Source organism: Flammeovirgaceae bacterium SG7u.111 (genome assembly GCA_034044135.1).
Lineage (GTDB): Bacteria > Bacteroidota > Bacteroidia > Cytophagales > Flammeovirgaceae.
In genome coordinates, this window is record CP139021.1 from 6,320,266 (window position 1) to 6,333,377 (window position 13,112).

The window sequence follows — 13,112 nt, forward strand, 5'->3', positions numbered from 1 at the left end:
AACATTTTGATAAAAATCATTTCCTTCGGCACACCCCTATCATAATTTCAAATAATTAGCCACCGTACTTTTGAACTTGAGAAATCATCTATACGCATCAGAACTCATGAACTTCTTACATTTAGCTTGTATTCAGGCAAAATGTTTATTTGAGAAATGATCAAACACCTATAAATACTAGAACCATGGCTAACCTGGTCATACTCCGTCACGGAAAATCATTATGGAATATTGAACATCGCTTTACAGGTACAGTAGATATAAAACTGAGCCCAGTTGGAGTAAAAGAAGCAGAAGATGCTGCCGATAGATTGCGAGACATGAAATTTGATGCAGCATTTACCTCTAGCCTAAGCAGGGCTAAAGATACGCTACAGATAATGCTAGGAAAAAACAATCAACTCCATACGCATATAAAAGTAAACAAAGCTCTTAACCCAAATTATCTGGGTGATTTGGAAGGGCAAAAAAAGGAAGACCTTGTAGAAAAATTTGGGGCTTCTAAGGTAAGATGCTGGCAAAAATCATATTCTGCCACCCCCCCAAACGGTGAAAGCCTACTCGACATTAGTAATAGAATAATCGATTTCTATGAAAAAGAGGTAATTCCTCTATTGAAGCAAAAGAAAAATGTATTGCTGGTAGCACATGGAAATAGCCTAAGGGCATTAATGATGTACTTGGAATCCTTGACTCCGGAAAGCACTAAGAACCTCAACCTCCCAACGGCACAACCTATTCTCTACAAATTAGTTTCGATGCAAATCCCCGAACCTGCCGAGGAAGAGGTACTCCCTTCTGATATTCAGGATATACGGGAATACATGGTGGTTTCGGAAAAAGTTTATGTTTAAATGGAGTTTCCTTGGCAACATGAAAGGCGGTTCAATGCGTACTCAAACTACTTGAAAAGAGTATTTGGTGGCCGCATACAAAAGGTTTCGATCGATGCTGGATTCACCTGCCCCAACCGAGACGGAAGCAAGGGAAATGGCGGTTGTACTTTTTGCTTTAACGACTCATTCACTCCTTCATACTGCTCCGAAAGCGATGGTATTAGTGACCAGATTGAAAAGGGAATTGAATTTCATAAAAAGCGCTATCGGAAATCGACCAATTTCTTAGCCTATTTCCAAGCCTTTTCCAATACATATAAACCCCTTGAAGAGCTTAAAGAAATTTATTCTGAAGCTTTGGCACAACCTGAAATAATGGGGCTGGTTATTGGCACTCGCCCTGACTGCATAGACAACGAAAAGCTCGATTATTTAGCAAAACTTGCGGAAAAGCACTATATCACGGTTGAGTATGGGATAGAATCGGTCTACGACAAAACTTTGAGGAGGATAAATAGAGGGCATACGTTTGCCGAAAGTGAAAAGGCTATACGAGCCACTTCCCAACGAGGAATCCGCACGGGTGGGCACCTGATATTCGGGTTGCCAGGCGAATCGCAAAAAGACATGCTCGAATCAGCAAAGATTATTTCCGAATTACCTTTACACAGTATCAAATTCCATCAGCTACAAATTATCAAAGGGACTAGAATGGGAGCTAATTATAAAAGAAATACCTCTGATTTTGAACTATTTGACCTTCCTGATTACTTAGACTTTATTAAAAGCTACTTGGAACAACTTCCTCCATCTCTCGTGATAGAAAGAATAGCAGGGGAATCATCACCAGAACTGAACCTTGGGCGGAACTGGGGAATGCGCTACCACCAAGTGCTCACCTTATTTGAAAGGCTTCTGGAAAAGGAAAACACTTGGCAAGGAAGGCTCCACAAAGAAGTAAAACACCCTTCTGGAAACAATTTTTCCACTTTTCATAAATAAAGGATAATTTGCAAGCTTGTCTATCGCATTTTAATATTCACCAATTTAAAGAACCATAGCAAAAAAATACTGGTTAAACCAAGGCAATTAACAACTTGCCGGTTGATGATCTAGTTAATTATTTTTGCAAACTCTTATGATCCAATACGAAAGCTTTGTTTTAGAGAATGGATTGCGGGTTTATGTCCACCAAGACAAGTCCGTGCCAACAGCTGTTTTGAATATACTTTACGATGTTGGCTCAAGGGATGAGGACGAAAACAAAACTGGGTTTGCACACCTTTTCGAACATTTGATGTTTGGAGGCTCAGCCAATATCCCCAATTTTGACACTCCTCTTCAAACTGTGGGAGGGGACAACAATGCTTTTACAAGCCCCGATATCACCAATTATTATATCTCTTTGCCTGCTGGAAATATTGAAACTGCTTTTTGGCTAGAAAGTGACAGGATGCTGAACCTAGCGTTTAGTCCAGAGAATTTGGAAGTACAAAGGAAAGTAGTGATCGAGGAGTTCAAACAACGCTACTTAAACCAGCCATACGGCGACCTTTGGTTAAAGCTTAGGCCTTTGGCTTACAAAGTCCATCCTTACAAATGGCCTACTATAGGTAAAGAAATTTCCCATATAGAAGATGCCACTATGGATGATGTAAAAGCATTTTTCAGTAAATTCTACTGCCCAAACAATGCTATTTTAGTAGTAGCGGGAAATGTGGAAACTGAGCAAATCCGTAAACTAAGTAAAAAATGGTTTGGACCAATTCCAAAAGGAAATATTTATAAAAGAGACTTACCACAAGAGCCTGCTCAATCTGAGCCGCGTCAACTCGAAATAGTTGCCGATGTTCCCGTAAATGCCATCTACAAAGTTTATCACATGTGCAGCCGAACTTCAGAAGATTATTTTGCAACAGATCTTTTGAGCGACATATTAGGCAGAGGGAAAGCTTCACGTTTTTATGAACAATTGGTAAAGAAAGATCAACTATTCAGCAGCATAAGTGCGAGTATCTCTGGATCCATCGACCCTGGCCTATTTGTAATATCGGGGAAAGTATCTGACGGCATTTCCGTAAACGACGCCAATAATGCTATTGAATCCATCATAAATGATTTGAGGACTAAGGAGATTGAAGCATTGGAACTTCAAAAAGTAAAAAATCAAGCGGAATCTACCATCGTGTTCTCAGAAATGGAATTACTTTCACGAGCGATGAGCTTGGCTATGTCAGTGCTCCTAGGCGATGCTGAGCTAGCGAATAAAGTTGGAGAAAAAATAAACAAGGTTACGGAGAAAGATATCCACAGGCTGGCAAACAGCGTATTGAACCCTAATAACTGCTCCACTCTTTTTTATAAGAAAGGTTAGATATAGGAGAAAAATTTTGCACAAAAAAGCCCTTGGTAGCATGCTATCAAGGGCTTTTTTGAATTCTATATCAAAACTAACCATTGGAAAGAGCTTCTGCACCGCCAACAATCTCTAGTATTTCTTTGGTAATAGCAGCCTGACGAGTTCTGTTATAAGTTAATCGAAGTTGTTTCAATAGCTCACCTGCATTATCAGTTGCTTGGTCCATAGCTGTCATCCTAGCTCCTTGCTCAGAGGCATTTGACTCAAGAAGTGCCTTATAGAAGGTCGTTTTCAATGAGTAAGGAATCAAGTTTGTAATGATCTCTTCTTTGCTTGGTTCAAATATGAAATCAGTTGCTTCTTCTTCCACTACATCGTCACCTTCCACTACTTCAGGTGACAGCGGTAAGAACAAATCAGTTTTTAGAATTTGTGTTGCTACATTCTTGAACTCATTATATACAAGTTCAACTGCATCATACTTTTTATCCAAATAAGACTCCATCACGAACTCAACAGCCTCTCTCACATTGTCAAAAACCAGGTCATGAAATAAGCTAGCATAATCAGCATTAATGGTATAACCCCTTCTTTTGAAGAAATCAAGTCCTTTATTGCCAATACACATCAACTCCAAGTTACCTGCTTTATGCTGATCAGCATACTTTTCATTGATCAGACGCTGAGTAGCTTTAATCACGTTGGCATTAAAACCACCACAAAGTCCCCTATCAGAAGTAATTACTACAATAAGAACATTATTTTTCTCACCTCTGTTATCCTCAAAAGGGTTGTTGATCTCGCTTCCTTTTACAGAATGGCTGATGTTTTCAAGCACTCCATTTAGTTTTTCAGCATACGGTCGCATCTGAAGAATCCTGTCCTGTGCCTTTCTCAATTTGGCAGCAGCAACCATCTTCATCGCCTTGGTGATTTGCTGAGTTGACTGAATGGATTTAATCCTATTTTTTACTTCTTTAAGACTTGCCATTATCTTACCCTTTCTCTTATGTATTGAAAAGCAGGCAAGGTATCCCAAGCCTGCTTAAGTTGATTACAAATAGTTTTTAGCTAGATCAGTAGCTACTTTGCCCATCGTATCTTTGATGTTGTCATCGAGCTTACCAGCACCCAAAGCATCAAGAATAGCTTTGTGGTCTTTTTCTAGGATACTTAGGTACTCTTCTTCGTAAGCTTTCACTTTATCGAGAGGAAGTTTATCCATAAATCCATTAGTAGAAGCAAAAATGATAGCTGCTTGCTTTTCAACTGTGTAAGGAGAATATTGGTTTTGCTTCAATATCTCTTGGTTTACACGCCCTCTATCAATTGTTTTCTTAGTTGCAGCATCAAGATCAGAACCGAACTTAGCAAATGCTTCAAGTTCACGGAACTGCGCTTGATCCAGCTTCAACGTACCAGAAATTTTCTTCATCGACTTGATCTGAGCATTACCCCCTACCCTCGATACAGAAATACCTACGTTAATAGCAGGACGGATACCTGAGTTGAACAAGTTAGTTTCCAAGAATATCTGACCATCAGTAATCGAAATCACATTGGTTGGAATATAAGCAGAAACGTCACCAGCTTGAGTTTCAATGATAGGAAGAGCAGTTAGTGATCCTCCACCTTTCACTATAGGCTTTAATGATTCTGGCAAGTCATTCATCTGAGATGCGATCGCATCCGAAGCATTGACTTTTGCAGCTCTTTCCAACAAACGAGAGTGAAGGTAGAAAACATCACCTGGGTATGCTTCACGTCCTGGAGGTCTTCTAAGTAGCAAAGACACCTCACGGTAAGCAACCGCTTGTTTAGACAAATCATCATAAACTACCAAAGCAGGACGACCAGTATCCCTGAAATACTCACCAATAGCAGCACCGGTAAATGGAGCGTAGAATTGCATTGGAGCAGGGTCAGATGCGTTTGCCGCAACGATAGTAGTATAAGGAAGCGCTCCAGCTTTTTCCAATGCAGCATAAACCCCTGCCACAGTAGAAGCTTTCTGTCCTACAGCAACGTAGATACAGTAAACTGGCTCACCTTTATCATAAAATTCCTTTTGGTTGATGATAGTATCTAGTGCAACCGCAGTTTTACCAGTTTGTCTATCACCAATAATCAACTCACGTTGTCCCCTTCCAATCGGAATCATCGAGTCAATCGCTTTGATACCTGTTTGGAGTGGTTCGTTTACTGGCTGACGGTAGATTACACCAGGAGCTTTTCTTTCGAGAGGCATTTCGAAGAGTTCACCTTCAATAGCACCTTTGCCGTCAATAGGTTGACCAAGTGTATTGATTACCCTTCCACATACGCCTTCACCAACTTTAACTGAAGCAATAAGTCCAGTTCTTTTTACAGAATCACCTTCTTTGATCTCGGTAGATTCACCAAAAATTACTGCACCAACATTATCTTCTTCAAGGTTTAGTACTAATCCTTGAAAGCCGTTTTGGAACTCGATAAGCTCTCCAGATTGTGCTTGGGTTAGGCCGTAGATCCTTGCCACACCGTCACCTACTTGAAGAACAGTACCAACTTCTTGAAGATCGGCTTCTGATTTAAAATCGGATAGCTGCGCTCTCAATATTGCAGATACTTCATCCGGTCTTACCTCTGCCATTATTTTTTAATTTATATAGGTTGATTAATTTATTATCTGAATTCTTATATATCGAAACTTAAGCTTTCTGTAACAGTTGACGCTTAAGTGTACTCATCTTAGTTGCAATTGAATCATCCAACTTCTTATCACCTACGGTAAGTACAAAACCGCCCAAAATAGAAGTATCAACTTCTACTTCCAGCTCTACTTTGTCTTTCCCAGAAACCTCTTTTACGATGCCTACAAACTTCTCTTTCAAAGCTTTATCAACTTCAAAAGCCGTAACTAGCTTAGCAGTTTGGATGCCTTTTAAACCATTGTAAAGCTTAATAGACTCCTCTGCAACAGCTACTAGCACCGCTTCCCTATTTTTTCTACTAATGATTTCAATAAAGGAAACCGTTAGCTTATTCAGGCTTTTCTCAAAAATTTCTTTCAGGATAGAAAGCTTCTTATCATTATGAATGATAGGACTTTTAAGCATAAGGCGAAGATCTCGGCTAGCTGTGCAAGTATCGAAAACCAACTGCATATCATTCTTGATATCCTCTAGCAAGCCTTTTTCATCTGCCAAAGAAACCAATGATTTTGCATACCTGATGGCTACTCTTGAATCTGCTGACATAATGTATGCTGGTTTAGTTGAGTTTTAGATCCTTTAAGTGGCTATCAACCAAGTTTTCTTGGGCTTTTTTATCAGCCAACTCTTTTTCGATCAATTTTTCAGCGATTTCCAATGAGAATTGAACTACTTGGTTTCTTACTTCAGCCAAGGCAGCGTTTTTCTCACTGATAATATCTTCTTGAGCCTGCTCTACTATTTTAGCATACTCTTTTTCTGCCTGCGCTTGTTTGTCAGATAAAAGTTTATCGGCATTTACTTTAGCCTCTTGCAATATCTTCTCGCGCTCAGCTCTCGCCTCTTTCTTCATCTCTTCTATCTCTCCTTTTAGGGCATCCACTTCAGCTTTTGCCTTATCAGAAGAATCAAGCGCATTTTTGATCGTATTTTCTCTTTCTTTTATCGCATTGAGAATAGGTTTCCAAGCCATTTTGCCTAAAATGCCCCATACCACTAAAAAAGCGATACTCATCCAGAAAATTAATCCTAAACCAGGTTGAACTAATTCCATTATTTATAGAATTTTAATGTTTGTATGCTAAGGAAATACCAGCGCTGTGCCTATCGCAGCAGCACTGGATTTAAAATCATCTCCACTGGCTATCGCCCATTGCGTAAGCTGTGGTACTTTAGATAAATTACTTAAGAGCTACCAATAAGCAAACGATGATACCAAAAAAGGCAGCACCCTCTACAAGAGCAGCAGCAACAATCATGTTACCACGAAGGTCACCAATTGCCTCAGGCTGTCTTGCCATAGCATCCATCGCATGTTTACCGATGTTACCAATACCAAGACCAGCACCGATAACAGCGATACCAGCTCCAACAGCAGCACCTGCGTAAGCAAGGCCTAAAGATTCTTGCAAAAGAATTAATAGAAATTCCATTGTGATTTTATTTATATAGTTTAAAGTAATTTACTTATTCAAAAACTGGCTTTCGCCAATTTAACATTAATGAGCATCGTGATGCTCTTCCACAGCCGAACCGAAATAAATAGCCGAGAGCAAGGTAAATACATACGCCTGCAAGAAAGCTACAAGAATTTCGATCACGTTGATGAACATGGCAAACACTAATGATACGATTGACACGCCAAACCCTGCCGCAGCACCATACATTCCTGCAAAGATGAAAATCAAACTCACGAAAGAAAGGATAGCAATGTGACCTGCTACGATGTTAGCAAAAAGTCGAAGCATAAGCACCACAGGCTTGGTAAGCATACCCATGATCTCGATTGGCGTAAGGAGAATCCACAACGCCGGCGGAACTCCTGGCATGGCAAAAATATGTTGCCAATAGTTTTTGTTACCACTAAATGTGGTTACAATGAAAGTAAACACCGCCAGTACCAAAGTAGCAGCAATGTTTCCAGTGATGTTGAATCCGCCTATAAAAGGGATAAGCCCTAACAAGTTACAAAGCCAGATAAAGAAAAATATGCTCAACAAATAAGGCATGAATTTCTCGTGCTTTGCTCCTATACAAGGCTTAGCAACATCGTCTCTAATAAAAATGATAATCGGTTCAACAAAGGACTGCAAACCTTTTGGCTCTCTGATCCCCCTTTTCTTATACGATTTTGCGATAGACAAGAAAATGAAAAGCATAGCGAACATCACCATCACACCACCTAAAGCTGATTTTGTCAATGAAAAATCAAGCGGCTGGGCATTGTGGGAATGTCCATCTGCATCTAGTTCGAGAACGCCTTCTGCATTTGCAATATATATCTTTTCGTGGTGCATGATATACCTACCGTGCTTGTGCTCCGCATTGTGGAACTTAGCCGATGAAAATATCTCAACACCGTTATCTGCTGTGTAAAGAATAATAGGAAGAGGAATGGATGCATGAAACTCATCAGCTTTGCCCTCATTGAGCGTAAAGAAATGAATCTCATGGGCATCTAATACGTGATGGATGATTGTCTCACCCGCATTAAACTCTGCAGTTTCCGCACCGTCACTAGCAATCAGCTTGCTGTTTATCAAAAATGTGAATAAAAAAACGCCGATTATTGCAAGTAAAATCCTTGAATTGTAGTTCTTAGCTACCATTTAAAATTTTATGTTTTTTGGGAATTCGAGCGCAAAACTAGGTAAAATTCAAATAGTAAGAAAATAAAATATTCTCTTTTTTCAGAAGGCTATAAGAACCCATCTATTTCTATAGAAAACTCATTGTAACCTACTGGTAATTAGTCTGATTTTTATTGGTTTACAGGAAAATATAAGCCCAAGAGTATTTATTTATTAAGATATGGCAATCAAGTGGTTCAAGAAGTTTTTTAAAAAACAGGAAATAGGCATTGAAAAAGTAACCTTTATTGGGGCGGGAAATGTTGCCTGGCATTTATCCCAAGCACTGGAGTCAATCGGCTTAATTGTCGCAGAGGTTTATAGCAGAGATTTGGGACATGCCCAGAAACTATGTAAGAAATTATATGATGCAGCCCCGGTCAACTCTCTCGACTTTAGCTCAAGTGAGGCAGAGTTATTTGTCATCGCCATTCCCGACGATGCAATCGCTGAAGTCGCAAGCAGCTTACTTCTCCCCCCAAATACAACCTTAGTCCATACTTCAGGTGCAATGGCTATCGACCTTCTCGTACCTTATGCTACTAAATTTGGCGTCTTTTACCCACTCCAAACCTTTTCCGCGAACCAAAAAATAAACTTCAAACACATCCCTTTGTGCCTTGAAGCATCGGACGCAGAAACTTTGGCACTTATGGAGCGAATAGCCAAACGTTTATCAGAAAATGTGGCAAAAGTGTCTTCGGCACAAAGAAAGGTTATTCACTTAGCTGCGGTATTTGCCTGCAATTTCACCAATCACCTTTTGGCAATTTCTGAGCAAATTCTGAAGGTAAACGGCCAAGATTTGGAGTTACTAAAACCATTGGTAGCGGCAATGCTAGAAAAAGCATTAAAAAATGGTCCGGCAGGTTCCCAAACAGGACCAGCCATTAGAGGCGACCAAGAAACAATAAATGAACACTTGACCTTATTGAAAAACAATGCTCCTTATAGCAAGCTTTATATGCTTATTACAAGGAGCATTATTGATTTTTATGAGGACGATTAAACTCTACTGTACTTTTAGCGTCTCGCCCACAACTATTTCGTTAGAACTTTTGCCGTTCAATCTTTTCAATTCATCGAGGCTGATTTTGTATTTACGGCTGATAGAGTATAGTGTCTCATTTTTTTGAACAGTATGGACAGACCCTCCAGCAGAAGAGCCAACTCCTGATACAATCAATTCTTGTCCAGTATTGATTTCACCAGAACTCATTCCGTTCATCGACATCAAATCGCTCACCTTTACATTATATAGTCTAGAGATCGCATACAAAGTCTCCCCTTTTTGAACTATATGGGTCTTGCCATTTCCCACACTAGCAGCTGATGTTGCCGCTGCACCAGCTGCTTGATTGTAATTGCCCGCAGTTGCTGCATAATCAATCTGGCTGTTTCCTGTAGGAGCAGTATAACCTACCACCTGACCACCAGTTGCTGTATTATTTGCCGAAGGAATAGCCGTAGCTCCTCCCGCAGCTCCATTTGCTTGGTTGTAATCAACAGCACCTGCTGCCGCACCTGTCGCACCAGCAGCTACTTGAACATCCGCTGCTCCTGCTACGCCCTGAGGCTCTACTACCAATACTTGTCCAGGTTGGATATCTGTCCCAAATGGGATATTATTCCACTTTCTAAGGTTTTCAACGGTTACATTATATCTAGCAGACAAAGTATAAATATCATCTCCATTTTGAACAATATGCTGACCCTGACCTGTAGTTGTAGCCGCACCAGGCGGAACTGTTGCGGCAGCTCCGCCTGCCACTTGATTATAATTCGGCATAGCAGCTACTTGAGCACCCGCCGCTCCTGTATTAGTTTGCGCTCCTGCGGGCTGGTTATATGCGCTTGCAACTCCTGCTTGTTGGTCATATGCAGGAAGAGTTGTTGAAGCACCTGCTGCTGCTCCAGCTACTTGATTATAATCTACTGCTGCAGAAGCACTAGCCGCACCAGCTACTTGATCATAGCCTCCTGCTGGAGTAGAATAAGATCCTGTATTGAAAGAAGCTGAAGCTCCTGCTGGCGCTGCTCCTGCTGCTCCTATTGGCGCACTTACCAATAGCTCTTGGCCTGCATTGATATCTGTACTAGCCAATCCATTCCAATCCATTATGTCATTTACAGACACACTGTATTTACGAGAGATCCTGTAAAGCGTCTCACCTTTTTCCACTATATGTGTCTGGTCTACTGGTATGGCAGAACCTGTTGTTCCAGCGGCTACTCCACCCGTTGCAGCTGCACCATAAGCATTATACCCTCCTGTAGCTCCCGTATTGTTGTACGAACCTGCTGGAGTTCCAGTATTATAAGCCGAAATAGCAGAAGAAGGATCTGCCACATATATTTGCTGACCAACTTCTAGCAAAGTATTATTATCCATCGAGTTCCAAGCCATCAGGTCTTTAGGAGAAATGTTATACTGCCTTGCTATTCCGTAAATTCCTTCTCCTTTTTGAACCGTGTGCATTTGAGAAGCTGTAGAAGCTCCTGCTGCCGTTCCAGTAGCAGCGCCTGCTGGAGTTCCATAGCCATATCCATTTTGGGTTGCACCATAAGCAAAAGCACTGTCAGGAGCATTTCCCCCAGGCTTCAAAATAATAGATGGAGTCAAAGGATCAGCGCCTCCACCAGTTGTAGTCGCTGTATTTCCATAAGAAGAATTCTGAGGAAGTTTATCACCTTTTACTATGATTACCTCACCAGGCTTCATGTTTATATTATTGTAATCAAGGTTATTCCATTCTTTCAATTCTAGCACCGTTACATTGTAGGCCTTAGAAATATCAAAAATAGTCTCCCCTTCTCTTACCGTATGGAATTTTGCATTAGGGTCAATTACCAGTTTAGAAGCCGCTTGATTATCTATTCTAGTAATTTTCTCCAAAGGCTGTTCATCTTTTGTACCTCCTTTATCACCATCTATGAATCTAGCCCATGGTCCTGCTGCTTTAGGATCTGGCTTGATATCCTTGTTAAATTCTACTGGGGTTTTCTTTTTGCGATTGCTCTGAAGGAACATTTTACGCCCCAACTGCAATTCATCTCCAGTGCTCATCCTGTTTTTCTTGAGCAACTTCGACTTTTTGATACCATACATCTGGGCAATATCCCAAGCTGTTTCTTTCGGCTGCACATAGTGGAAAGGAACAGGAGCTTTCGATTTTTTATTTTTCAAATAATACACCGCTCCAGCTATTAGTTCATCTATAAATAATGGAGGCGTATCATTAATTTTGGCGAACTTGTTCCTCGACATATTGGTAGAGGCAAGTAGTTTTGGTACATTTTGCCCAGGTCTTGCTATAATTGCAGGAATCCCATTGGCCATTACATGGATAATCGTATCCCCTTGGTACACCTTCACCTGACGGTTCGAAATGATAGGATACTGATATTGGAGCTGTGTAGGAGTTGAGGGCTCTACCAAAACGCTGAGAGAACCATCTATCTCAGTTGGCTCAGTCCCTCCTCTAAATGCCATGTTGAGAAGCAGAATTGCCGCTAACGACATAAGGGCAATCAGTTTTTTGCTATTTTTCATTTTGAATATAGTGTTAGTTGAATCTCTTTCCTTTGTTTGATTTAAAATATACTACTTATCTTAACCTATGCAATTCAGTAAATGACTATTCTTTTGCCAATTTCCCAAACCACAAGGTTCTTATATAATTTATGCTACTTAATTCTTTCTTGCAATCATCAATCCATCCCTCACGGGCAGAATCGTATTGGTTACCCGCTCGTCTTCTTGCACCATTTTATTAAAATCACGGATCGCTCTAGTCGACTTATCTTTCATTTCTTCATCAGCGACCTTTCCCTTCCATAACACATTATCCGCTACAATCAATCCACCTGAGGTGACCTTATCTACTACCAACTGATAATAGTTGCTATAGTTTTGCTTATCGGCATCTATAAAAACCATGTCAAATAAACTTTCAATAGTAGGGATGATTTCCATGGCATTACCAAACATCGGCTTGATCTTTTCAGAAAGCCCAGCTTCAGCTACATGTTTTTCAACAATGGGCTGAAGCTCTTCATTCTTGTCAATAGTATAAAGCAAGCCATCAGGTTGTAGACCACGTGCCATGCAAATAGCCGAATACCCAGTAAATGTCCCTATTTCCAAAATCGTTTTTGGGGATAACATTTGTGTCAGCATAGTAAGAAGAAGGCCCTGAGGGTGACCCGAAATCATATGGGGCATCAAAACGTGCAAATGAGTAGCACGGTCTAGCGCTTTCAATGCGCCATCCTCACTACTCGAATGTTCGGTAATATAGTCTTCTATCTTCTTTTCTATCAGCATGTTGATTAAACAAAGAGTTGTCAGCAAAATCCATTTTGCTGCTTATTTTGTTTGCTTTAATTTACGCTCTAACTCTAAAAAGGTTTTAGTTGCTTGTAAATCAAGTAATAAGCTATCATGATTGAAAGTATTAAATTAACGCAAATTTTATTCAAAAAGCTCAGAAAATCATCAAAAAATAATTTAAAATTTGCACAGCAACAGAAAGAAAAAACATAATCTTCTGAATATCAATGAAGTGCGAACAAATATAACTTAGGTAACATT

Annotated in this window: 12 protein-coding genes; 4 read left to right on the top strand and 8 right to left on the bottom strand. The window is 40.2% G+C overall.

All coding sequences use genetic code 11. The annotated features are described in order from the left end of the window. Window positions 1-185: 185 nt before the first annotated feature. The 3 genes from R9C00_24550 (at window position 186) to R9C00_24560 (ending at window position 3,210) form a co-directional block, all read left to right on the top strand. Window positions 186-854: a 2,3-bisphosphoglycerate-dependent phosphoglycerate mutase gene (locus R9C00_24550; GenBank protein ID WPO34869.1), complete on the top strand. Its 669-nt coding sequence runs from the start codon at window positions 186-188 to the stop codon at window positions 852-854. Further along, the gene (locus R9C00_24555) at window positions 855-1,838 is read left to right on the top strand and encodes a TIGR01212 family radical SAM protein (protein ID WPO34870.1); all 984 of its coding nucleotides are present in this window, start codon (window positions 855-857) and stop codon (window positions 1,836-1,838) included. A 136-nt stretch (window positions 1,839-1,974) separates the two neighbouring features. Further along, window positions 1,975-3,210, top strand: coding sequence for a pitrilysin family protein (locus R9C00_24560; GenBank protein ID WPO34871.1), 1,236 nt, complete (start codon window positions 1,975-1,977; stop codon window positions 3,208-3,210). Between the two features lie 76 nt (window positions 3,211-3,286). On the opposite strand, the gene atpG is transcribed toward R9C00_24560, so the two are convergent. The 6 genes from atpG to atpB form a co-directional block, all read right to left on the bottom strand. Next, the gene (atpG, locus tag R9C00_24565; GenBank protein ID WPO34872.1) at window positions 3,287-4,186 is read right to left on the bottom strand and encodes an ATP synthase F1 subunit gamma; all 900 of its coding nucleotides are present in this window, start codon (window positions 4,184-4,186) and stop codon (window positions 3,287-3,289) included. Between the two features lie 63 nt (window positions 4,187-4,249). After that, window positions 4,250-5,827, bottom strand: coding sequence for a F0F1 ATP synthase subunit alpha (atpA, locus tag R9C00_24570; GenBank protein ID WPO34873.1), 1,578 nt, complete (start codon window positions 5,825-5,827; stop codon window positions 4,250-4,252). A gap of 58 nt (window positions 5,828-5,885) precedes the next feature. Beyond that, window positions 5,886-6,434, bottom strand: coding sequence for an ATP synthase F1 subunit delta (gene atpH, locus R9C00_24575; GenBank protein WPO34874.1), 549 nt, complete (start codon window positions 6,432-6,434; stop codon window positions 5,886-5,888). Window positions 6,435-6,447: 13 nt separating this feature from the next. After that, a complete protein-coding gene (atpF, locus tag R9C00_24580) occupies window positions 6,448-6,942 on the bottom strand; it encodes a F0F1 ATP synthase subunit B (protein ID WPO34875.1) in 495 nt (164 codons plus the stop codon). A 127-nt stretch (window positions 6,943-7,069) separates the two neighbouring features. Next, the gene (gene atpE / locus R9C00_24585) at window positions 7,070-7,321 is read right to left on the bottom strand and encodes an ATP synthase F0 subunit C (GenBank protein ID WPO34876.1); all 252 of its coding nucleotides are present in this window, start codon (window positions 7,319-7,321) and stop codon (window positions 7,070-7,072) included. Window positions 7,322-7,387: 66 nt separating this feature from the next. After that, window positions 7,388-8,497, bottom strand: a complete 1,110-nt coding sequence (gene atpB, locus R9C00_24590; protein ID WPO34877.1) for a F0F1 ATP synthase subunit A — start codon at window positions 8,495-8,497, stop codon at window positions 7,388-7,390. A 202-nt stretch (window positions 8,498-8,699) separates the two neighbouring features. Here atpB and R9C00_24595 point away from each other — a divergent pair, with 202 nt between their 5' ends. Continuing rightward, window positions 8,700-9,527: a Rossmann-like and DUF2520 domain-containing protein gene (locus R9C00_24595; GenBank protein ID WPO34878.1), complete on the top strand. Its 828-nt coding sequence runs from the start codon at window positions 8,700-8,702 to the stop codon at window positions 9,525-9,527. A gap of 3 nt (window positions 9,528-9,530) precedes the next feature. Here the strand turns inward: R9C00_24595 and R9C00_24600 are convergent, their stop codons facing one another. Both R9C00_24600 and R9C00_24605 read right to left on the bottom strand, forming a co-directional pair. Next, complete coding sequence (locus R9C00_24600) at window positions 9,531-12,071, bottom strand: LysM peptidoglycan-binding domain-containing protein (protein WPO34879.1); 2,541 nt, start codon at window positions 12,069-12,071, stop codon at window positions 9,531-9,533. Between the two features lie 138 nt (window positions 12,072-12,209). Beyond that, the gene (locus R9C00_24605) at window positions 12,210-12,845 is read right to left on the bottom strand and encodes an O-methyltransferase (protein WPO34880.1); all 636 of its coding nucleotides are present in this window, start codon (window positions 12,843-12,845) and stop codon (window positions 12,210-12,212) included. Between the last annotated feature and the right edge of the window lie 267 nt (window positions 12,846-13,112).